We start from the raw sequence: 23357 nt of genomic DNA, 5'->3' as shown, positions 1-23357 counted from the left end.
GGGAGCACGGTGAATCAGAGAAATCGCAGGCACAAAAAAACGGCCCGCCTCCTGTAGGAAACGGGCCGTTTTCAGGTGAGCTTCAGCTCAGAACAATTACTTGTTCAGGTGGAAATCTTTTTCCGCCGCTTCGAAGCGCTGCACCATGCCTTTGGTCGGCTCGCCCATCTTGCTGACGATGAAGATGGCCAGGCTGGCGAAGATGAAGCCCGGAATGATTTCGTACAGACCCAGCAGTTCGAAATGCTTCCAGACCACCACGGTGATCGCGCCGACCAGAATACCGGCCAGTGCGCCGTCGCGGGTCATTTCTTTCCAGATAACCGAGATCAGCACAACCGGACCGAACGCAGCACCGAAACCGGCCCAGGCGTAGGACACCAGACCCAGTACGCGGTTTTCCGGGTTGGCTGCCATCGCGATCGCGATCAGCGCAACCAACAGCACCATGGCGCGGCCGACCCAGACCAGTTCAACCTGGGAGGCGGATTTACGCAGGAAGGTTTTGTAGAAGTCTTCGGTCAGGGCGCTCGAGCACACCAGCAACTGGCAGCTCAGGGTGCTCATTACAGCGGCGAGAATCGCCGACAGCAGCACACCGGCAATCCATGGATTGAAGAGGATCTTGGCCAGTTCGATGAACACACGTTCATGGTTCTCGGTGACTGGGCCGGCAACTTCCGGGTGTGCCGAGAAGTAAGCAATACCGAAGAAACCCACGGCCACGGTGCCGCCCAGGCACAGGATCATCCAGGTCATGGAGATGCGACGGGCGTTGGCAATCGACTTCACCGAATCCGCCGCCATGAAACGCGCGAGGATGTGCGGCTGACCGAAGTAGCCCAGACCCCAGCCCATCAGCGAGATGATGCCGATGAAGGTCGTGCCTTTGAGCATGTCGAAGTTGCTTGGATCGTTGGCTTCGATGGCCAGGAACGTGGTGTCGACGCCGCCGGTGGCCAGCAGGACGATGATCGGCGTAAGGATCAGCGCGAAAATCATCAGCGTGGCTTGTACGGTGTCAGTCCAGCTCACCGCGAGGAAACCGCCAACGAAGGTGTAGGCAATCGTCGCCGCAGCACCGGCCCACAACGCTGTCTCGTAAGACATGCCGAAGGTGCTTTCAAACAGACGGGCGCCAGCCACGATGCCGGAGGCACAGTAAATGGTGAAGAACACCAGGATCACGATCGCCGAAATGATGCGCAGCAGGCCGCTTTTGTCTTCGAAACGGCTGGAGAAGTAGTCCGGCAGGGTCAGGGCATCGCCGTTGTGTTCGGTCTGCACACGCAGACGGCCGGCAACGAACAGCCAGTTCAGGTAGGCACCGACGATCAGGCCGATGGCGATCCAGCTTTCGGACAGACCGGACATGTAGATGGCGCCCGGCAGGCCCATCAACAACCAGCCGCTCATGTCGGAAGCACCGGCAGACAGCGCGGTGACGACGCTGCCGAGGCTGCGACCACCGAGAATATAGTCGGAAAGGTTATTGGTGGAGCGATAGGCCATGAAGCCGATCAGCACCATTGCTGCGATGTAGATCACGAACGTGATCAGTGTTGGATTGCTTACGCTCATTAAGTTACGCCCTGGCTTTGTTTTTATGTAGCAGCGGTGATGAACCACGCGCAAACGATGACGTTTGGCAGACGATTCGCGATCCCGCGCATTTAGGACTGATGTTTCCCCAGGAAAGCCACCAGCCGATGCACCGGGTTATCCCGGTTGCACCTAGGGCGCGAATGCTATGCAACAAACTAAAAAAGGTGCAACCAGTTTCGCGCGAATTAGTTGCACCTAGTCGGATATATCGAGAAACAAGCGGTTTTTGCTCCCTTTTAGCGCAGTAATCGCTCTTTCCTAGAAGTAAAAGCACCAAGCAAGTGCCGCACTTTCGTACCAGAAAATAATTCCTGACGAAGCGTTTATTTTTCCGACAAAAAAAGGGTTGCACCCGGTTGCACCTCTTTCGGCGCACGGCTAATCTTGCCGCCAGCTGATGCCACGCAACTGTGGCAACCATGAGGATAAAAATATGGCTACCACCACCCTTGGGGTCAAACTCGATGACCCGACCCGCGAGCGCCTGAAGGCGGCCGCGACCTCGATTGATCGCACACCGCACTGGCTGATCAAGCAGGCAATTTTCAATTACCTGGAAAAACTCGAGGGTGGTGCAACCCTGACCGAGCTGAACGGTTTGACCGCCAAGGACGCCGATGAGGCGGGCGAAGTCCACACCGATCACGCCCACCAATGCTTCCTCGAATTTGCTGAAAGCATCCTGCCGCAGTCCGTACTGCGCGCTTCGATCACCGCCGCTTACCGTCGCCCTGAGCCGGAAGTGGTACCGATGCTGATCGAGCAGGCGCGCCTGCCGGTCGCCATGGCTGAAGCCACCAACAAACTCGCCGCCTCCATTGCGGAAAAACTGCGTAACCAGAAAAGTGCCGGCGGTCGTGCAGGCATTGTTCAAGGCCTGCTGCAGGAATTTTCCCTGTCGTCCCAGGAAGGCGTGGCGCTGATGTGCCTGGCCGAAGCGCTGCTGCGCATCCCGGACAAAGGTACTCGCGACGCACTGATCCGCGACAAGATCAGCACTGGCAACTGGCATCCGCATTTGGGCAACAGCCCTTCGCTGTTCGTCAACGCGGCCACTTGGGGCCTGCTGCTGACCGGCAAACTGGTCTCGACGCACAACGAAGCTGGCCTGACCTCTTCGCTGAGCCGCATCATCGGCAAGAGCGGCGAGCCGATGATCCGCAAGGGCGTCGACATGGCCATGCGCCTGATGGGCGAACAGTTCGTCACCGGCGAAACCATCGCCGAAGCCTTGGCCAACGCGAGCAAGTTCGAAGCCAAGGGCTTCCGTTATTCCTACGACATGCTCGGTGAAGCGGCACTGACCGAACACGATGCGCAGAAGTACCTGGCGTCGTACGAACAAGCCATTCACTCGATCGGCAAAGCGTCCCACGGCCGTGGGATTTATGAAGGCCCGGGCATTTCCATCAAGTTGTCGGCACTGCACCCGCGTTACAGCCGTGCGCAGTACGAGCGTGTGATGGACGAGTTGTACCCGCGCCTGCTGTCGCTGACCCTGCTGGCCAAGCAATACGACATCGGTCTGAACATCGACGCCGAAGAAGCCGACCGTCTCGAACTGTCGCTGGATCTGCTTGAGCGCCTGTGCTTCGAGCCGCAGCTGACCGGCTGGAACGGCATCGGTTTCGTCATCCAGGCTTACCAGAAGCGTTGCCCGTACGTGATCGACTACGTGATCGATCTGGCTCGCCGCAGCCGTCATCGCCTGATGATCCGTCTGGTTAAAGGCGCCTACTGGGACAGCGAAATCAAGCGCGCCCAGGTCGAAGGCCTGGAAGGCTATCCGGTCTATACCCGCAAGGTGTACACCGACGTTTCCTACATCGCTTGCGCACGCAAACTGCTGTCGGTGCCGGAAGTCATCTATCCGCAGTTCGCCACGCACAACGCCCACACCCTGTCGGCGATTTACCACATTGCCGGTCAGAACTATTACCCGGGCCAGTACGAATTCCAGTGTCTGCACGGCATGGGCGAACCGCTCTACGAGCAGGTTGTAGGCAAAGTTTCCGAAGGCAAGCTGAACCGTCCGTGCCGCGTGTACGCGCCGGTCGGTACCCACGAGACGCTGCTGGCGTACCTCGTACGTCGCTTGCTGGAAAACGGCGCGAACACTTCGTTCGTCAACCGCATCGCCGACCAGTCGATCTCGATTCAGGAGCTGGTGGCCGATCCGGTGGCGCAGATCGAGCAGATGGCGACCGTGGAAGGTGGATTCGGCCTGCCGCACCCGCGCATCCCGCTGCCGCGTGATCTGTACGGTGCCGAACGCGCCAACTCCAGCGGCATCGACATGGCCAACGAACATCGCCTGGCTTCGCTGTCCTGCGCTTTGCTCGCCACTGCCCACACCGACTGGAAAGCTGCGCCGATGCTCGGTTGCGCGTCGAGCACTGAAACCCCGGCAGCGGTGCTGAACCCGGCGGATCACCGCGATGTGGTGGGTCACGTTCAAGAAGCCACGGTTGAAGACGTCGACAACGCCATTCAATGCGCGCTGAACGCTGCGCCGATCTGGCAGGCCACCCCGCCCGCCGAACGTGCAGCGATTCTGGAACGTGCCGCTGACTTGATGGAAGGCGAGATCCAGCCGCTGATGGGCCTGCTCGCTCGTGAAGCCGGCAAGACCTACGCCAACGCCATCGCCGAAGTCCGCGAAGCCGTCGACTTCCTGCGTTATTACGCAGTGCAGGCTCGCAACGATTTCAGCAACGACGCCCACCGCCCATTGGGCCCAGTCGTATGCATCAGCCCGTGGAACTTCCCGCTGGCAATCTTCAGCGGCCAAGTGGCTGCTGCATTGGCTGCCGGTAACCCGGTACTGGCCAAACCGGCCGAGCAGACTCCGCTGGTTGCCGCTCAGGCCGTGCGCTTGATGCTCGAAGCCGGGATTCCGGAAGGCGTGCTGCAATTGCTGCCGGGTCGCGGTGAAACCGTTGGTGCCGGTCTGGTGGGTGACGAGCGCGTCAAGGGCGTGATGTTCACCGGTTCCACTGAGGTCGCGCGTCTGCTGCAACGCAACATCGCCGGCCGTCTCGACAACCAGGGCCGTCCGATTCCGCTGATCGCCGAAACCGGTGGCCAGAACGCGATGATCGTCGATTCGTCGGCTCTGACCGAGCAAGTGGTGATCGACGTCGTTTCCTCGGCCTTCGACAGCGCTGGTCAGCGTTGCTCGGCGCTGCGCGTACTGTGCCTGCAGGAAGATTCCGCCGATCGCGTCATCGAAATGCTCAAAGGTGCCATGGCTGAAAGCCGTCTCGGCAACCCTGAGCGCCTGTCCGTGGACATCGGCCCGGTGATCGACGCCGACGCCAAGGCTGGCATCGACAAGCACATCCAGGGCATGCGCGACAAAGGTCGCAACGTGTACCAAGTGGCGATTGCCGACACTGAAGAAGTCAAACGCGGCACCTTCGTCATGCCGACCCTGATCGAACTGGAAAGCTTTGACGAGCTGCAACGCGAGATCTTCGGTCCGGTGCTGCACGTGGTGCGCTACAAGCGCAAAGAGATCGATCAACTGATCGGCCAGATCAACGCTTCCGGCTACGGCCTGACGCTGGGCGTGCACACCCGGATCGACGAGACCATCGCCAAGGTGATCGACAACGTCAACGCCGGTAACGTCTACGTTAACCGCAACATCGTCGGTGCCGTGGTCGGCGTACAGCCATTCGGCGGCGAAGGCCTGTCGGGTACTGGCCCGAAAGCCGGTGGCCCGCTGTACCTGTACCGCTTGCTGTCGACGCGGCCTACCGACGCCATCGAACAATCCTTCGCTCGCGGTGATGCTGTTGTCGCCCCGGACGTTCGCCTGCGCGATGCCATGAGCAAACCGTTGAACGCGCTGAAAGCCTGGGCTGAAAGCAACAAGTACGCCGACCTGAGCACTCTGTGCGTGCAGTACGCTGCGCAATCGCAGAGCGGCATTACCCGTACGCTGGCCGGCCCGACCGGTGAGAAGAACAGTTACGCGATCCTGCCGCGTGAGCACGTGCTGTGCCTGGCGGAGGTTGAAGGTGATCTGCTGACGCAACTGGCCGCGGTATTGGCCGTAGGCGGTTCGGCAGTATGGCCGGAGTCCGACATCAGCAAGGCCTTGTTCGCACGCCTGCCGAAGGAGATTCAGGCGCGGATCAAGCTGGTTGCTGACTGGAACAAGGATGAGGTGGTGTTCGATGCGGTTCTGCATCACGGCCATTCCGACCAGTTGCGCGGCGTCTGCCAGCAGATTGCCAAGCGTGCCGGCGCGATTGTTGGGGTTCAGGGCTTGTCCCAGGGCGAGACCAATATTGCACTGGAGCGTCTGGTGATTGAGCGGGCGTTGAGCGTTAACACTGCGGCGGCGGGTGGTAATGCCAGCTTGATGACAATCGGCTAAACCGCTGTAAATCCAGGCGACCGCAATGGTCGCCTGGAATGTAAACCCCTGTAGGAGTGAGCCTGCTCGCGATAGCGGTCTGTCAGTTAGAATAAATGTGTCTGACAGACCGCTATCGCGAGCAGGCTCACTCCTACATTTGATTAGTGTCGCCCTCACCTCTGCATCACTCTCATCAATCATCCTATCCAGCCTCTATTCCCCCGCCTTAGACTCGGCCCAACCCCAATTTCAGGTAGGCCGCCATGTCCGAGACGCTGCTCAGTTCCCGCAATCTGGCTTTCGAGCTGTATGAAGTCCTCGATGCCGAGGGCCTGACCCGGCGTGAGCGCTTTGCCGAGCACAACCGCGAGACCTTCGACGCCGCCATCGGCACCGCGCGCAACATCGCCGAGAAGTACTTTGCACCGCACAACCGCAAGGGCGACGAGAACGAACCGCGCTATGAAGACGGCAAGGCGATTCTGATTCCGGAAGTGAAACCGGCGGTGGATGCCTTCCTCGAGGCCGGTTTTCTCAACGCCGCGAGAAGTTTCGACGCCGGCGGCATGCAACTTCCTACACTGCTGTCGCAAGCCTGTTTCGCACATTTCCAGTCAGCCAACGCCGCTTCGACGTCCTACCCGTTCCTGACCATGGGCGCGGCGAACCTGATCGAGAGCTTCGGCACCGACGAGCAAAAACAGCGCTTCCTGCAGCCCATGATCGACGGGCGCTTCTTCGGCACCATGGCCCTGACCGAGCCGCATGCCGGTTCGTCACTGTCGGATATTCGTACGCGCGCCGAGCCGGTGTCCGACGGCACTTATCGCCTGAAGGGCAACAAGATTTTCATTTCCGGCGGCGATCACCCGCTCTCGGAAAACATCGTGCACATGGTTCTGGCCAAATTGCCGGACGCGCCTGCGGGCGTTAAAGGTATCTCGCTGTTTATCGTGCCAAAGTTTCTGGTCAACGATGACGGCAGCCTCGGCCAGCGCAATGACGTGCTGCTGGCCGGGCTGTTCCACAAGATGGGCTGGCGCGGTACCACCTCCACAGCGCTGAACTTCGGCGATAACGGTGAGTGCGTCGGCTATCTGGTGGGCGAGCCGCATCGCGGTTTGAGCTACATGTTCCAGATGATGAACGAAGCGCGGATCGGCGTTGGCATGGGTGCAGTGATGCTCGGTTATGCCGGTTATCTGTATTCGCTGGAGTATGCTCGCGAGCGTCCACAAGGGCGGGTGCCGGACAGCAAGGATCCGACCACGGCGCCAGTGGCGATCATTCAGCACGCGGATGTCAGACGTATGCTGTTGACGCAAAAATCCTACGTCGAAGGTGCATTTGACCTCGGCCTGTACGCCGCACGGTTGTTCGATGACACCACCACGCTTGAGTCCGAAGCCGAGCGCAAACAGGCGCATGAGCTATTGGATTTGCTGACCCCGATCGTCAAATCCTGGCCATCGGAGTTCTGCCTCAAGGCCAACGAACTGGCGATCCAGATTCTTGGCGGTCACGGCTACACCCGCGAATACCCGGTTGAACAGTACTACCGCGATAACCGCTTGAACCCGATTCATGAAGGCACCCATGGCATTCAGTCGCTGGACTTGCTCGGGCGCAAACTGGCGCAGAACGGTGGCGCGGGGCTCAAGCAACTGATTCGTCTGATCGCCAACACCGCTGAACGCGCGACGGCGTATGAATCACTGACCGCATTGCGTGAGCCTTTAGAGAAACTGGTGGCACGTCTGCAAACGGTGACCATCGGTTTGTTGACCGATCTGGCACAGGGCAAGATCAACAGCAGCCTGGCGAACTCAGCGCTGTACCTGAAGGTGTTCGGGCACACAGTGATTGGCTGGCGCTGGCTGGAGCAGGCGATTCGTGCCGAGGAAGGGTTGGCCAAGGGCAATTTGGTGGATGCTGACTTCTATAAGGGCAAGCTGCAGGCGGCGCGGTATTTCCTGACGTGGGAAGTGCCGGGGTGCCACCATGAACTGGCGTTGCTGGAGGCGCGGGACGATACGTGCCTGGCGATGCAGGATGCCTGGTTCTGAAAGCCGACCCTCACCCCAGCCCTCTCCCGGAGGGAGAGGGGGCCGAACGGGGGATGCTTGAATACTTCATCGACCTGAAAGAGGTTCACCGAATCCATAATCGACTGGCATTTTCAGGTCGATGTATAGCGAAAGACACCTCGGTCAGTCCCCTCTCCCTCTGGGAGAGGGCTAGGGTGAGGGGCTTTTCTGGCTCAACACTCAACTCAACTTGAACCCACCCATCTGCCGCGCCAGATCATCCGCCAGCTTCTGCAACATCTGACAATCCTCACGACAGGCCCGAACCTCCCCCGCCGTCGCCCGCGCCAGATCAGAAATCCCCTGCACGTTACGGTTGATCTCTTCCGTCACCGCCGACTGCTCTTCCGTCGCCGTCGCCACCTGATGGTTCATGTCACTGATGCGCTCGACCTGCCCCGTAATCGCGGTCAACGACGCCCCGGTGCGCTGGCTCGACTCAACCCCGGTGCCGGTCGCGGCCTGGCCGGTACGCATCGACGACACGGCATTTTCCGCGCCTTGCTTGAGGCTGCCGATCATCTGCTGAATTTCGTCGGTGGACGCCTGCGTGCGTCGCGCCAACGTCCGCACTTCATCGGCGACAACGGCAAAACCTCGCCCCATATCCCCGGCTCGCGCCGCTTCAATGGCGGCATTGAGCGCCAACAGATTGGTCTGCTCGGACACCCCGCGAATCACCGCCAGCACCGAATCAATCGACGCGACTTGATGCGCCAGCTCGCCGACCGCGCCCGCCGCCACACCAATCTCATCGGACATGCTTTCAATATGCTTGATCGAGCCGCCAACCACTTCCCGCGCCTGCATCGCTTCATCCCGCGCGGTCTGCGAGGCGAGCGCCGCATTACCAGCGTTCTGCGCAATCTCCTGCACGGTGAGACCCATTTCATGAACGGCGGTGGCAACCATGTCGGTCATTTCCTGCTGACGGCCGGAACGTTCAGCGGTGTTCTCCACTACCTTAGCCACTTGCCCCACGGCCGTGCGCAGACGTTCGCTGGTGGTCAGCACTTCGCCGATCATCCCGCGCTGGCTATCGAGAAAACGATTGAAGCCGCGAGCGAGGTCGCCCAGTTCATCGGCACGGCTGGAATCTAACCGGTGGGTCAAATCTCCACCGCCGCTACCAATCGCTACCAGCGCCGCTGTTACCTGACGAATCGGCCGCACCAGCCCTTGCGCCAGCCACACCACCAAAGCGAGGCACACCAGCGCCACGGCCAGACCGATACCGCCGCTCATCCACATGGCTTTGCGCGCCTCGGCGTAGATCTGCGATTGCGGCACTTCGGCCACGAGGGTCCAGCCTAGACCACGCAACGGCAGGCTGAAGGCGAGGAAGTCTTCGCCATCCCGTTGGAAGCTGCTGCTGACGGCGGCAGCCTTTGAGGTAGAGAGCTGGCCCATGACGGCCTGCGCTGCATTGGCGCCAATCTGCTCGCTCAAGGTGCGTTTACCGCTGAACTGCGCCTCCGGGTGCACTTGAATCAAACCGTCGGAACGCACGAGATAGACCTTGCCACGCTCACCAAAGCTGAAGTTGTGAATCAGTTCCGACAGCTCTTTCATGCTCAGTCCGAGCCCGGCCACACCGACCACTTTGCCGGCCTGCTCGACCTTCAGATCGATGAACAGCGCCAGTTCTCCGGTCGCCCCGTCATTGTCGATATTCAGAGTGCGCGGCTGATTGCTGTCGAGGAAGGAATAGAACCACGCGTCGGCCGGTTTGGTGCGACTGAGGGTGCGGTCCAGGCCTTTTTCGGTGATGTAATGATTGGATTCGGTGCCGATTATCAAAGCGGTGAAGGCTTTATGTTCGGCGCGGATGCCTTCCAGATACTGCGCGAAGCCAGCCGTTTTGCTGCTGTCTTCGCCCGAGGCGAGCCAGTCGCGGACCATCGTATTACTGGCGATATCTTTGGCCGCTGTCAGCGGTTGCACGAGGATCCGTTCGATATCGTTGCGCGTCGCTTCGATGCTCGACGGCAGGGCTTGTTCGACCAGATAGCTCTGGGCGAGGCGGTTGACCACCAGGGTATAAATGCCAACCACGATCAGGATGCTGACCAGCAGGGCGGTGCCCATGCTGAGAATCAGCTGCCATTGAATACTGCGTCGCCACAACTGCATGGAGCACCCCCAAAGAATAAGTGGCCGAAACAATGCAACAGCCGTGCCGATTGTATACAACCCGATCGACAATCTATTCTTTGGTTGTGCGCAACCCGATCAGCCCTGATTGATGGTCTTGGCGATGGTGTCGACCGTGGCGCTGACTTGCTCTTGGTAACGGTCGAGTTCTTCCTGGTGCTGCTTCTTCATTTCAATCTGCTGCGAGCACAGATTCATCGCCGCCAGAACCAGCAAGCGGTCACCGATCAATGTCGGGTATTTGCGCTTGGTGTCATCCAGCGCTGCCTTGAGCATCAGGGCTGCGTCCAGCAGGGTCTGTTCTTCCCCGGCCGGTGCCTTGATCGAATAGTCCTCCCCGAGAATGGAGACGACTTTTACCCCTGCTGTGTGGTGGTTCATGCGCTGACCGGACCTGCGTTGACGCGATCAACCAGTGCTTGAATGCGGGCGGCGGTGGCGCCGTGCTTTTCTTCCTGTTCCATCAGGTTCAGTTGCAGGCTTTCGTTTTCATCCTTGGCCTGGGCCAGTTCCGTGGACAGGGTCTGGTTGGTTTGCGCGAGGGTCTGGTTCTGTTGCACCAGGTCGCTGACGAGCTGTTCCAATTGGCTGAGGGATGCTTCCAACATTTTGATCTTCCAAGCGTTTTTCAAAGGGCGCGTACGATAAAGAAAAGTCACCACGGATGCCAGGGTTAAACCGGCGCAAGGCCTTGATTTTCCTGGTGGCGGACCGTTCCTGCGAGTTTTAAAGACTGTGATCTGCCGATCTGGTTCCTGCACTTCGTCGCCCAAGCCCTTCTGCGACAAATACGCACAGTGCCTCAAGACTTTAGTCGTATGACCGATAAGTCATCCATACAGCAGTCTCAGCCCGCATGGAAGCGGCCCTCTCTTGGTATCCGCCCATGTCCCTCCGCAATATGAATATCGCCCCACGGGCGTTTACCGGTTTCGCCCTGATCGGCGGCCTGATGCTGATTCTCGGCGTGTTTGCGCTTAATCAGATGAGTAAAATCCGCGCAGCAGGCGAAGATATCGCCACGGCCAGTGTGCCTTCCATCAAGGCCCTCGATGAGTTCACCCAACTGACCCTGCGCCTGCGGGTGCTGTCGTACCGGCTGCTGATCAACCGCGAACCCGATGTGCAGCAAAAAACCATCGAGTTGTTCGATATGCGTAACCGCCAGATCACCGAGGCGCAGCGTGCCTATGAGCCGCTGATTTCCAGCCCAGACGAACGTACGGCGTACGAACAGTACGTGCAACTGCTGGCGCAGTACCGTCAGCTCGAAGAACGCATGAAAACCCTGTCGCGCAACAATCAGGTCGACGAGTTGCGGCAAATGCTCAACAGCGATCTGCTGAACAACTCTGAAGCGGTAAACACCGCCCTCGCGCGCTTGCTGGAGATAAACACCCAGCAAATCGCCGACACCGATCAAGGCGCCAAAGATCAGTATTCGATGTCGTTCGATCTGGTGGTCACCTTGCTGGTGATCGCCAGCGGCTTGACCCTGCTGTTCGCCTGGCTGCTGACCGTGAGCATCACCAAGCCCATTTCCAAAGCACTGGACGCTGCGGAAACCATCGCCGAAGGCAATCTGACCCAGCCGATCCACGTTGACGGTGAAGACGAGGCCGGTCGCCTGCTCGCAGCCATGGCGAAGATGCAATCGAAGCTGCGTGACACCCTGCAGCGCATTTCCGGTTCGGCCACTCAGTTGGCTTCGGCGGCTGAAGAGTTGAACAGCGTCACCGACGAAAGCGCGCGCGGCCTGACTCAGCAGAACAATGAAATCGAACAGGCGGCCACGGCAGTCAACGAGATGACCAGTGCTGTGGAAGAGGTCGCACGCAACGCGGTGAGCACTTCGGAAGCGTCGAAAAACGCCACCACCTCGGCCGGCGACGGTCGTGATCTGGTCCAGGAAACCGTCAGCGCCATCGAACGCATGAGCGCCGATGTACAGAGCACCGCCAGCCTGATCGGCGATCTGGCCAATGAATCCCGCGACATCGGCAAAGTGCTGGATGTGATTCGTGGTCTGGCCGATCAGACCAACCTGCTGGCACTGAACGCAGCGATTGAAGCGGCGCGGGCCGGTGAAGCCGGTCGTGGTTTTGCTGTGGTGGCGGATGAAGTACGAGCACTGGCGCACCGCACGCAGCAGTCGACCAGCGAAATCGAGCGGATGATCGGCAGCATTCAGAGCGGTACCGAACACGCCGTGGATTCGATGCGCAACAGCACCGAACGTGCCGAGTCGACCCTGAACATCGCCCGTGGTGCGGGTATGTCGCTGGACACCATCAACACCGCCATCGTCGAGATCAACGAGCGCAACCTGGTGATCGCCAGCGCCGCCGAAGAACAGGCGCAGGTGGCGCGGGAAGTGGATCGCAATCTGGTGAACATCCGTGATCTGTCGGTGCAATCGGCGACTGGCGCGAATCAGACCAGTGCGGCGAGCAATGAGCTGTCGCGTCTGGCGCTGGACCTGAACAACATGGTTGGGCGGTTCAGCCTCTAAGATCAAAGGCTACCCCCTCACCCCAACCCTCCCGAAACGTCGGACCGCCCCCAAGGGGGCGAGGGGGAAGGGAGCAGATCTTCGTGTTTTTCAAAACCTGAGTTCGACTCAGGCTTTTCAGGTCGATGTACCTTGCACAAACACCTCGATCAGTTCCCTCTCACCCCGGGAGAGGGGGGAAGGGGGCAGATTTTCATGCTTTTCAAAGTCTGAGTTCGACTCCGGACTTTCAGGTCGGCGTATCTCGCACAAACACCTCAGTCAGTCCCCTCTCCCCCCGGGAGAGGGTTAGGGTGAGGGCAGCAATCGCCCGCCGAGCACAAAACCTGATGCTCCGCTGAAAAAGCTTTTTGACAGCATCACATTTCAACAGGTTAGAATCGCTGGCACGCAGACTGCATGGTCAGTTTGTGCCCGTCTTTACGCTTCTGGAGTACTGCCTTTGAATGCGACGACCATCAACAGCCTGTTCTTGATCGGCGCGTTGCTGGTAGGCGCAAGCATTCTCGTCAGTTCTCTTTCTTCCCGTCTGGGCATCCCGATTCTGGTCATCATCCTCGCTGTCGGCATGGCCGCCGGGGTCGATGGCGGCGGGATCATTTTCGATAACTACCCGACGGCCTATCTGGTCGGCAACCTCGCACTCGCAGTGATTCTCCTCGACGGTGGCTTGCGCACACGGGTATCCAGTTTCCGCGTGGCGCTATGGCCAGCGCTATCGTTGGCCACGGTCGGGGTGTTGATCACCACCGGGCTGACCGGCATGGCCGCCGCCTGGCTGTTCGACCTCAATCTGATTCAGGGCCTGCTGATCGGCGCCATCGTTGGCTCAACCGACGCCGCAGCAGTGTTCTCGCTGCTCGGCGGCAAAGGCCTGAACGAACGGGTCACCGCCACCCTGGAAATCGAATCCGGCAGCAACGACCCGATGGCGGTGTTTCTCACCGTGACCCTGATCGACATGCTCGCCAGCGGCCAGACCGGCCTGCACTGGAGCCTGCTGACCCACCTGATCCGCGAGTTCGGCATCGGCGGCGTGATCGGTCTCGGCGGCGGCTGGCTGATGTTGCAACTGGTCAACCGGATCAATCTGGCAGCCGGCCTGTATCCGATTCTGGTGATTGCCGGCGGTCTGGTGGTATTCGCCCTGACCAACGCCCTGCATGGCAGCGGCTTCCTCGCCGTTTATCTGTGCGGTCTGGTGATCGGCAACCGCCCGGTGCGCAGCCGTCACGGCATTCTGCACATGCTCGACGGCATGGCGTGGCTGGCGCAGATCGGCATGTTCCTCGTGCTGGGATTGCTGGTCACGCCGCATGATTTGCTACCAATCGCCCTGCCCGCTCTCGGTCTGGCGCTGTGGATGATTCTGTTCGCGCGGCCACTGTCGGTGATGGTCGGCCTGCTGCCGTTCAAGGCGTTCCACGGGCGCGAAAAAGCTTTTATTTCCTGGGTTGGCCTGCGCGGTGCGGTACCGATCATTCTTGCGGTGTTCCCGCTGATGGCCGGGCTGCCGAATGCGCAGCTGTACTTCAACCTCGCGTTCTTTATCGTGCTGGTGTCGCTGCTGGTGCAGGGCACGAGCCTGCCGTGGGTCGCCAAACTGCTGAAAGTAACGGTGCCGCCAGAGCCCGCGCCGATTTCCCGGGCGGCACTGGAAGTCCACGTCACCAGCGAGTGGGAGCTGTTCGTTTACAAGCTCGGCGCGGAGAAGTGGTGCATCGGTTCGCCCCTGCGTGAACTGAAAATGCCCGAAGGCACACGTATCGCGGCACTGTTTCGTGGCCAGCAACTGCTCCATCCGTCGGGTAGTACGGTGCTGGAAGTCGATGATTTGCTGTGTGTTATCGGCCATGAACACAACCTCGGCGCCCTCGGAAAACTGTTCAGCCAGGCACCGCAACGCGGCCTCGATCTGCGCTTCTTCGGTGATTTCGTGCTTGAAGGAGACGCCCAGCTTAAAGCGGTTGCAGCGCTCTACGGGTTGCCGGCCGAGGGCATCGATCCGGACATGACCCTGGGCGCCTTCATTGCTCAGAAAGTCGGCGGTGCGCCCATCGTCGGTGACCAGGTGGAGTGGAACAACACCCACTGGACGGTTGCGGTCATGGACGGGAACAAGATCGGCAAAGTGGGCGTCAGATTCCCCGAAGGAAGTCGCCCGGGCCCCGGGCTCTTCCTCTAAACTGCGTCCACTCTCACTTGCTTGACCGGTCTCTATGCCTACCCTGCGCTCCTTTTTCGCCGCGGCCCTGCTGGGCCTGAGTCTTACTGTCGGCCCGCTATATGCCGCCGAACCACCGTCCAGCGACGCCGTGCAGGCCAGCCTCGACAAGCTCGCCGACAGCAAACTGCCGGATGCCGATAAGAAGACCCTGCAGACCGTCCTGCAGAACACGCTCAATCAGCTGAACAATCAGCGTGATTACGAGCAAAAGCTGATCGATCTCAAGCAGCAATTGGCGACCGCGCCCAAGCAGACGATTGAAAGCACCCGTGAACTGACGCGCCTCAAGGCTACGGCCGTGGTGCCGGTGGCACAGCGTTTTCCCAAAGAGTCGATCCAACAGCTGGAGCAGATCCTCACCGATCGCTCGACCCAGCAAAGTGATCTGCAAAAAGCGCTGGCCGAAGCCAACAGTCTGATCATCACCGCGCAGACTCGCCCCGAACGTGCTCAGGCAGAGATTTCCGCCAGCCAGACGCGCATCCAGCAGATCAACAACACCCTCAAGTCCGGCAAGGACGCGGGCAAAACCGTCACCGCCGAGCAGCGCGATCAGTTGAACGCCGAATTGGCGGCGCTGAATGCGCTGATCCCGTTGCGCCGTCAGGAGCTGGCCGGCAACAGCCAATTGCAAGACTTGGGCAATGCCCAGCATGACTTGCTCTCGGAGAAGTCCGATCGCCTCGACCGCGAGATTCAGGAACTGCAAACCCTGATCAACCAGAAGCGTCTGGCGCAGTCGCAGGAAACCGTTACCCAGCAGTCGATCGAAGCGCAGAAGGCCGGTAGCAGCAGTCTGCTGGCCATCGAAAGCACGGCCAACCTCAAGCTCTCCGACTACCTGCTGAAAAGCACTGACCGCCTCAACGAAGTCACCCAGCAGAACCTGCAGACCAAACAGCAACTCGACAGCCTGACCCAAAGCGATTCAGCGCTGGACGAGCAGATCAGCGTGCTCAAGGGCAGCCTGCTGCTGTCGAAGATTCTCTATAAACAGAAACAAGCCCTGCCGCGGCTCAAGGTCGACCGCGACCTGGCCGATCAGATCGCCGACATTCGCTTGTGGCAATTCGACGTCAGCCAGCAGCGTGAGCAACTGAGCAATCCGGCCGCCTATGTCGACAACCTGCTATCCACGCAGCCGCCGGAGCAGGTCACCCCGCAATTGCGCAAAAACCTGCTGGATCTGGCCAACACCCGCGCCGACCTCCTAGAGCGACTGAATCGCGAACTGAGCGCCATGCTCAACGAGTCGATCACCCTGCAACTCAATCAGAAACAACTGCTGAGCACCGCGCAGGGGCTGCGTGCGACGCTCGATGAGCAGATGTTCTGGATTCCAAGCAACAAGCCGCTGGATCTGGAATGGATGCGCGCGGTGCCGGAGCGCCTGAAACGCCAGGTCGACACCCTGCCGTGGGCCTCGAGTCTGAGCGAACTGACCGACGGCCTGACCCAGCGTCCGTTGCTGTTCCTGCCGCTGGCGCTGCTGATCGGTGCACTGCTGTGGCGGCGCAAGAATCTGTACGCGCGGCTGAACAAGGTTCACCAGGACATCGGTCACTTCAAACGTGACAGCCAGTGGCACACGCCGCAGGCGATTCTGATCAATATTCTGTTGGCGATGCCGGTCGCGTTGGGCTTGGCCTTGTGTGGTCTGGCGTTGCAGATTGACGCTCGCGGGCAGAACGCCAACATGGGCGCGGCTTTGCTGCAAATGGGTCAGGCGTGGCTGGTGTTCTACACCGCTTACCGGATTCTGGCGCCGGGCGGCGTGGCGGAACTGCACTTCCGTTGGGAAAAGCCTCAGGTCGAATTCCTGCAAGGCTGGATTCGTCGACTGGGTCTGGTGGTCATGGCGCTGGTGACCATTGTTGCCGTCGCCGAACTGCAACCGGCGGCCCTGGCCGATGATGTGCTCGGCATGCCGGTGGTGTTGACCTGCTACGCCCTGATGGCATGGCTGCTCAGCCGTTTGCTGATCAGCAGCCCGGCCCACGAGAACACTTCGCTGTTCCGCAAAGCCGTCGGCGTGATGTTCACCCTGCTGCCGATCGCGTTGTTCGTGGCGGTGTGCTTCGGCTACTACTACACCGCGCTGAAACTCAGCGACCGACTGATCAACACCCTGTACCTGCTGATGTTCTGGCTGGTGATCGAAGCCACGTTCGTCCGTGGTCTGAGCGTTGCCGCACGGCGTCTGGCCTATCAGCGTGCCTTGGCCAAACGTCAGGCAGCGAAAGAAGCCGGCGATGGCGAAGCGGTAATCGAAGAGCCGACGCTGGACATCGAAAAGGTCAACGAACAGTCCCTGCGCCTGATCCGCCTGGCCCTGCTCGGCGGCTTCATCGCCGCGCTGTACTGGGTCTGGTCGGACCTGATTTCGGTGTTCTCGTACCTCGACAACATCACCCTCTACGAATACACCAGCGGCACCGGCGCCAACATGAGCATGGTGCCGATCAGCATCGGCGACATGCTCGGCGCGCTGATCATCATCGGCATCACCTTTGCCCTCGCGCGCAACTTGCCCGGCTTGCTCGAAGTGTTTGTGCTGTCCAAGCTCAATCTGGCTCAGGGCAGTGCCTACGCGACCACCACGTTGTTGTCGTACGTGATCGCTGGCGTCGGCTTCGTCTCGACCCTGTCGACCCTCGGCGTGAGTTGGGACAAGTTGCAATGGCTGGTGGCGGCGCTGTCGGTCGGCCTCGGTTTCGGCATGCAGGAGATCTTCGCCAACTTCATCTCCGGCATCATGATCCTCTTCGAACGCCCGGTACGGATCGGTGACACCATCACCATCGGCAACCTGTCGGGCACGGTGAGCAAGATCCGCATCCGCGCCACGACCATCACCGACTTCGACCGCAAGGACATCATTGTCCCGAACAAGACGTTCATCACCGGGCAACTGATCAACTGGTCGCTGACCGACACCATCACCCGCGTCACATTGAAACTCGGCGTCGATTACGGCTCCGATCTGGATCTGGTCAAGGAACTGCTGCTCAAGGCTGCCCGCGAGAACCCGCGCGTGCTCAAGGAACCCGAGCCGCACGTGTACTTCCTCAACTTCGGCGAAAGCACCCTCGACCACGAGTTGCGCATGCACGTGCGCGACCTCGGTGACCGTAACCCGGTGCTCGATGAGGTCAACCGCTTCATCAACCGCGAGTTCAAGAAGCAGCACATCAACATCTCGTTCCGCCAGATGGAGGTCTACCTGAAGAACCTTCACGGTCAGGAATACAAGATGGTGCCGATCGAGCCGGAAACCAAAACCATCGTGCCGATCGCCGACGATCAGAAACCGCTGCAAGAGCCGCCGCCGGCCAAACTCGACTAACCGGTCTAATCCCAGCAGAATGCTCGGACATTCTGCTGGAGCCGGCCCTTGAAAGCCCTCGACGAACTGACCTTCGATAATCGCTTCGCCCGCCTGGGCGATGCGTTCTCTGCTCACGTGCTGCCCGAGCCGATCGACAATCCGCGTCTGGTCGTCGCCAGCCCGGCGGCCCTGGCCTTGCTCGATCTCGACCCGGCGACCGCTGAAACCCAGGAATTCGCCGAACTGTTCGGCGGCCACAAGCTGTGGGCCGATGCCGAACCGCGGGCGATGGTCTATTCCGGGCATCAGTTCGGCGGCTACACGCCGCAACTGGGCGATGGTCGCGGCCTGCTGCTGGGTGAGGTGTACAACGCGGCCGGCGAGCACTGGGACTTGCACCTCAAGGGTGCCGGGCAAACGCCGTTTTCGCGCATGGGTGATGGTCGTGCGGTGTTGCGTTCGTCGATCCGCGAGTTCCTTGCTTCCGAGGCGCTATACGCGCTGAACATCCCCTCGTCGCGCGCGGCGTGCGTGATCGGTTCCGACACCCCGGTCTGGCGCGAAAAGCAGGAACGCGCGGCGATGGTGCTGCGTCTGGCGCCGAGCCACATCCGCTTTGGCCACTTCGAATATTTTTACTACACCAAGCGTCCAGAACAGCAGAAGCAACTCGGCGAGCACGTGCTGGCGATGCATTTCCCTGAGTGCCTGGAGCAACCGGAACCGTATCTGGCGATGTTCCGCGAGATAGTCGAGCGCAACGCCGAACTGATTGCCAAATGGCAGGCCTACGGTTTCTGCCACGGCGTAATGAACACCGACAACATGTCGATCCTCGGCATCACCTTCGACTTCGGCCCGTTCGCCTTCCTCGATGACTTCGACGCGAACTTCATCTGCAACCATTCGGATGATCAGGGGCGTTACTCGTTCAGCAATCAGGTGCCGGTCGGCCAGTGGAACCTCAGTGCACTGGCTCAGGCGTTGACGCCGTTCATCAGCGTCGAAGCCCTGCGCGAAACCCTCGGCTTGTATCTGCCGCTGTTTCAGGCGCACTACCTCGACCTGATGCGCCGCCGCTTCGGCTTCACCACGGCCGAGGACGATGACCAGAAGCTGCTGGAAGACCTGTTGCAACTGATGCAGAACAGCGGCGTCGATTACACGCTGTTCTTCCGCCGACTCGGTGAAGAATCAGCCGAACAGGCCGTCGCCCGTTTGCGCGACGATTTCGTCGACATCAAGGGCTTTGATGCCTGGGGCGAACGCTACGTCGCCCGGGTTGCCCGCGATGGCGACGCCGATCAGGTAAAGCGCCGCACCCGCATGCACGCGGTCAATCCGCTGTACATCCTGCGCAATTACCTGGCGCAAAAAGCCATCGACGCGGCTGAGCAAGGGGATTACTCAGAAGTACGCCGGCTGCACGCGGTGCTGAGCAAACCGTTTGAAGAGCAGGCGGGAATGGAGGCTTATGCCGAGCGGCCACCGGAGTGGGGCAAGCATTTGGAGATCAGTTGTTCTTCCTGAGTGCCAGCGCCTCATCTTGATAAACAGTTCTTACGGCTCCAGATAAGTCGTACGAAACGCTGAACGCCAACGAGCCGAATATGACTGACCCACTCCTCATCCCCTGCCCCTCCTGCAACGGCCTCAACCGCATCCCCGCAGAGCGCCTCGCGGACCAGCCCAAGTGCGGACGCTGCAAATCCGCCGTGTTGCTGAGCAAACCGTTCGAACTCAAGCAAGGCGATTACGCCAGCCAGATCAAGGGTGATCTGCCGTTGCTGGTGGATGTCTGGGCGGAGTGGTGCGGGCCGTGCAAGTCGTTTGCGCCGGTGTTCGAGCAGGCGGCGGCGCAGCTGGCCGGCAAGTGCCGCTTGGCCAAACTCGACAGCGAGGCGAATCAGCAGTTGTCGGCGCAGTTGGGGATTCGCTCGATTCCGAGTTTGATTCTGTTCAAGAACGGCCGGGAAGTGGCACGGCAGAGTGGTGCGTTTCCGCTGCCGCAATTGATGGCGTGGCTGCGTAGCCAGGGTATCTGACCCACCGCCAAACAATGTAGGAGTGAGCCTGCTCGCGATAGCGTCCTGTCAGCCAACACTTGAGTGACTGAAAGGAAGCTATCGCGAGCAGGCTCACTCCTACAGGGGATCTGCGTGGCTCAAGAGATCAGTGATCTTCGAGCAGATTGTGCAGTTCGACGAACTGCTGGGTCAGCTTGTGTCGCGGGTCGAGGTGGATCAGCGGCATGCTGGCCTGGTGCGATTCGCGCATGCGCACCGAACTGGTCAGGTACACCGGCAATACCGGCAAACCTTCGGCAATCAACTCGTCAAGGATCTGCTGCGGCAGGCTCGCCCGGGCCTGAAACTGATTGACCACGATGCCTTCGACTTCCAGACCTTCGTTATGGTCGTCCTTCAGCTCTTCGATTTCCGCAATCAGGCCGTACAGGGCCTGACGGGAAAAGCTGTCGCAATCAAAAGGAATCAGCACACGATCAGCGGCAATCAGCGCTGATACCGCATAGAAATTCAACGCTGGCGGCGTGTCGAGGTAAATCCGGTCGTAATCCTCGGACAGCTCATCGAGCAACTTACGCAGCTTGTTGATCTTGTGCTTGGCCTCGAGCTTGGGCTGCAAGTCGGCCAGCTCGGCGGTCGCGGTGATGATGTGCAGGTTGTCGAACGGGGTTTCGTAGATATCGGCCTGATTCTTCTTCGAGAACGGCCCCGAGGACAGCGTCTGCTTGAAGAAGTCGGCAATTCCCATCGGGATGTCGTTGCCGGTGAGCCCGGTCAGATACTGAGTGGAGTTGGCCTGGGCATCGAGGTCCACCAACAGTGTGCGATAACCCTCGCTGGCACTGACCGCCGCCAGATTGCAGGCAATACTGGATTTGCCTACGCCACCTTTCTGATTGAACACCACGCGCCGCATGACAAAACCTCCGCGTATCAAAGAATGACCGAGTGTAGATGCGCGCGCGCTCGCTTCGCTACCTTCATGGACATGGACTACAGAGTCAGGTGCAAATATCTGCGGACAGACAGTGCGATAACCACCACTGATCGGCGAGAAACCCGACAGACAAGCCGCTGGCGATCTGGATAATGGCCAAATGACAGTTTTCTTGCGAACCACTCGGTACATTTCATTGCACAAAATGTAACCAGCATTTGCTACACACTCGTCGCACCGGGATAATGCGCGCCACCCGGCGCCAAGCGCCACGTCAAGTCTGCTGCGGCTTTGGCCACTAAACGCGTCAACGAAAGCCCGCAGGGGCGGGATGAATGTCCGTGATCAACTTCAACATCGCCCAATGGCGCGCGTGGGCCCCTGGCCTCGACAGCGTGGACGCCTGGCAGGCCTGGAGCCGACAACCGGTCGTGCTTCAGAGCAGTGATGCCGCGCCCGATGTGTCGTTTTTGCCGGCCATGCAGCGCCGCCGCCTCAGTCGACTGGCGCGCATGGCGTTCAGCGTGGGCTGGCCCCTGGCCGACGGACGGGACAATCTGCCGTTGGTGTTTGTCTCGCGACACGGCGAAACCCCACGTACTTACGAGATTCTCAGCGATCTGGCGAACGAGCAGCCGTTGTCGCCGACCCAGTTCAGCCTCTCGGTGCACAACGCGATCATCGGCCTGTGGTCGATCATGCGCGGCGAGACCAGCGAAATGACTGCCCTCGCCGCTGCCGGCGACGGTCTCGAACACGGCATGCTCGAAGCCGCGGCACTGCTCGATGAAGGCGCACCGGCGGTGCTGCTGATCATTACCGAAGAACAACCGCCCGAAGCGTATTCAGCGTGGATCGACGATGTGCCGTTTCCCTACGCAGTCGGTCTTTTGCTGACCCCCGGTACCGACTGGCGGCTGACCCTGAACAGCACCACAGAAACACGGTCAAAAGCGCACTGGCCTCACGCGCTGAATCTGCTGCGAACCTTGCTCGGCCAGCAACCCCATTGCCAACATGCCTGGAAAAATCGTGTATGGACCTGGCAACGCAACCCGTGACCGAAAAAAACCGCGATGCCTATTACTGGCGCCTGCTGGCCACCGCCGCAAGCTTCGCCCTGTTCGGGCTTGGCGGACTGTGCCTGCGCGTGCTGGTGTTTCCGCTGCTGGCCTGCCTGCCTGGTGATGCCGTTACGCACCGCCGGCGTGCGCGACAGACCGTCAGCCGCCTGTTCTGGTTTTTCGTGCGGTTCATGGCCCGCACCGGCGTACTGACCTATGACATTCAGGGCGCCGAACGTCTCGGTCGCCCCGGACAAATGATCATCGCCAACCACCCGTCGCTGATCGACGTGGTGTTCCTCATCGGCCTGGTGCGGCAGGCCAATTGCGTGGTGAAGAAAACCCTGTGGGAAAACCCCTTCACCCGTGGGCCATTACGCAGCACCGAATACATCAGCAATGACGGCAGCATGGACATGCTTGATGCCGCTGCCGAGTCCCTGCAAAACGGCCAGACCCTGATCATTTTTCCCGAAGGCACCCGCACTCAGCCAGGGCAGGCGCCGGCCTTTCATCGGGGTGCCGCGGCGATTGCCCTGCGCGGTGCGAAAATCCTCACGCCGGTGATCATCAAGGTCAGCCCGACCACGCTGACCAAAGCCGAACCCTGGTATCGGATCCCCAGTCGCCGCGTGCACTTCAGTTTTCGCGTCGGGGCCGATATAGACCCACAGACCTTTGCCGCGCAGGGGCCAGCCCCGCAAGCCTCGCGCAAGCTCAACGATTATTTGCACACCTACTTTATTAAGGAGCTCGCCGAAGATGAGCGATCTGAACACCCCTAGCCTGGTGCGTGACATCAAACTGCTGATCATCGACGCCCTCGGCCTCGAAGACATCAGCGCCGACGACATCGGCGACGAGCAGACCCTGTTCGGCGAAGGCCTCGGCCTGGATTCCGTCGACGCGCTGGAACTGGGTCTGGCGATCCAGAAAAAGTACGGCATCAAAATCGACGCCGACGCCAAAGACACCCGCAACCATTTCACCAACGTGGCCAGCCTTGCGGCTTTCGTCACGGCAAAACAGGCAGCTTGAGACCGGACC

Annotated in this window: 15 protein-coding genes and 1 pseudogene; 11 read left to right on the top strand and 5 right to left on the bottom strand. The window is 60.1% G+C overall.

All coding sequences use genetic code 11. The annotated features are described in order from the left end of the window. Positions 1-96: 96 nt before the first annotated feature. On the bottom strand, positions 97-1581 hold the full coding sequence (putP, locus tag CCX46_RS02320; RefSeq protein ID WP_127925561.1) for a sodium/proline symporter PutP: 1485 nt from the start codon (positions 1579-1581) through the stop codon (positions 97-99). Between the two features lie 457 nt (positions 1582-2038). Here putP and putA point away from each other — a divergent pair, with 457 nt between their 5' ends. Both putA and CCX46_RS02310 read left to right on the top strand, forming a co-directional pair. Further along, positions 2039-5992, top strand: coding sequence for a trifunctional transcriptional regulator/proline dehydrogenase/L-glutamate gamma-semialdehyde dehydrogenase (gene putA, locus CCX46_RS02315; RefSeq protein WP_127925560.1), 3954 nt, complete (start codon positions 2039-2041; stop codon positions 5990-5992). A 245-nt stretch (positions 5993-6237) separates the two neighbouring features. Then, positions 6238-8040 carry an acyl-CoA dehydrogenase gene (locus CCX46_RS02310; protein WP_127925559.1) on the top strand — a complete coding sequence of 601 codons (1803 nt, stop codon included), beginning with the start codon at positions 6238-6240 and terminating at the stop codon, positions 8038-8040. A 201-nt stretch (positions 8041-8241) separates the two neighbouring features. Here the strand turns inward: CCX46_RS02310 and CCX46_RS02305 are convergent, their stop codons facing one another. From CCX46_RS02305 to CCX46_RS02295, 3 genes are all read right to left on the bottom strand, one after another. Further along, positions 8242-10194: a methyl-accepting chemotaxis protein gene (locus CCX46_RS02305; protein ID WP_127925558.1), complete on the bottom strand. Its 1953-nt coding sequence runs from the start codon at positions 10192-10194 to the stop codon at positions 8242-8244. Positions 10195-10293: 99 nt separating this feature from the next. After that, a complete protein-coding gene (locus CCX46_RS02300; protein ID WP_127925557.1) occupies positions 10294-10596 on the bottom strand; it encodes a cell division protein ZapA in 303 nt (100 codons plus the stop codon). Next, on the bottom strand, positions 10593-10823 hold the full coding sequence (locus CCX46_RS02295) for a hypothetical protein (RefSeq protein WP_007909525.1): 231 nt from the start codon (positions 10821-10823) through the stop codon (positions 10593-10595). Before CCX46_RS02295 ends, CCX46_RS02300 begins: the two co-directional genes overlap by 4 nt. 248 nt (positions 10824-11071) lie before the next feature. Between CCX46_RS02295 and CCX46_RS31095 the strand changes: the two are divergent. The 6 genes and pseudogenes from CCX46_RS31095 to trxC form a co-directional block, all read left to right on the top strand. Then, positions 11072-11824, top strand: a pseudogene (locus CCX46_RS31095) (MCP four helix bundle domain-containing protein); the annotation flags it as partial. 30 nt (positions 11825-11854) lie between these two features. Then, entirely contained in the window at positions 11855-12727 is an 873-nt protein-coding gene (locus CCX46_RS31090) for a methyl-accepting chemotaxis protein (protein ID WP_371042268.1), read from the top strand. A gap of 442 nt (positions 12728-13169) precedes the next feature. Further along, entirely contained in the window at positions 13170-14912 is a 1743-nt protein-coding gene (locus tag CCX46_RS02285) for a potassium/proton antiporter (RefSeq protein WP_095120691.1), read from the top strand. A gap of 34 nt (positions 14913-14946) precedes the next feature. Then, positions 14947-18300: a mechanosensitive channel MscK gene (mscK, locus tag CCX46_RS02280; protein ID WP_127925555.1), complete on the top strand. Its 3354-nt coding sequence runs from the start codon at positions 14947-14949 to the stop codon at positions 18298-18300. A gap of 48 nt (positions 18301-18348) precedes the next feature. Next, the gene (selO, locus tag CCX46_RS02275) at positions 18349-19812 is read left to right on the top strand and encodes a protein adenylyltransferase SelO (protein ID WP_127925554.1); all 1464 of its coding nucleotides are present in this window, start codon (positions 18349-18351) and stop codon (positions 19810-19812) included. Positions 19813-19892: 80 nt separating this feature from the next. Next, complete coding sequence (gene trxC / locus CCX46_RS02270; protein WP_127925553.1) at positions 19893-20327, top strand: thioredoxin TrxC; 435 nt, start codon at positions 19893-19895, stop codon at positions 20325-20327. Positions 20328-20454: 127 nt separating this feature from the next. On the opposite strand, the gene CCX46_RS02265 is transcribed toward trxC, so the two are convergent. Then, positions 20455-21225 carry a ParA family protein gene (locus CCX46_RS02265; RefSeq protein WP_038360142.1) on the bottom strand — a complete coding sequence of 257 codons (771 nt, stop codon included), beginning with the start codon at positions 21223-21225 and terminating at the stop codon, positions 20455-20457. Between the two features lie 356 nt (positions 21226-21581). Between CCX46_RS02265 and CCX46_RS02260 the strand changes: the two genes are divergently transcribed. The 3 genes from CCX46_RS02260 to CCX46_RS02250 are packed head-to-tail and all read left to right on the top strand — an operon-like array spanning position 21582 to position 23348. Next, positions 21582-22307 (top strand): beta-ketoacyl synthase chain length factor, encoded by a 726-nt coding sequence (locus CCX46_RS02260; RefSeq protein ID WP_127925552.1) that lies wholly within the window; start codon positions 21582-21584, stop codon positions 22305-22307. After that, complete coding sequence (locus tag CCX46_RS02255; RefSeq protein WP_127925551.1) at positions 22283-23095, top strand: lysophospholipid acyltransferase family protein; 813 nt, start codon at positions 22283-22285, stop codon at positions 23093-23095. Before CCX46_RS02260 ends, CCX46_RS02255 begins: the two co-directional genes overlap by 25 nt. Beyond that, on the top strand, positions 23073-23348 hold the full coding sequence (locus tag CCX46_RS02250) for a phosphopantetheine-binding protein (protein ID WP_116029224.1): 276 nt from the start codon (positions 23073-23075) through the stop codon (positions 23346-23348). The genes CCX46_RS02255 and CCX46_RS02250 overlap by 23 nt, the downstream gene beginning before the upstream one ends. The last annotated feature ends 9 nt before the right edge of the window (positions 23349-23357 follow it).

It is taken from the genome of Pseudomonas sp. RU47 (assembly GCF_004011755.1).
Taxonomy (GTDB): domain Bacteria; phylum Pseudomonadota; class Gammaproteobacteria; order Pseudomonadales; family Pseudomonadaceae; genus Aquipseudomonas.
This window is presented reverse-complemented; position numbering and strand designations above follow the sequence as displayed.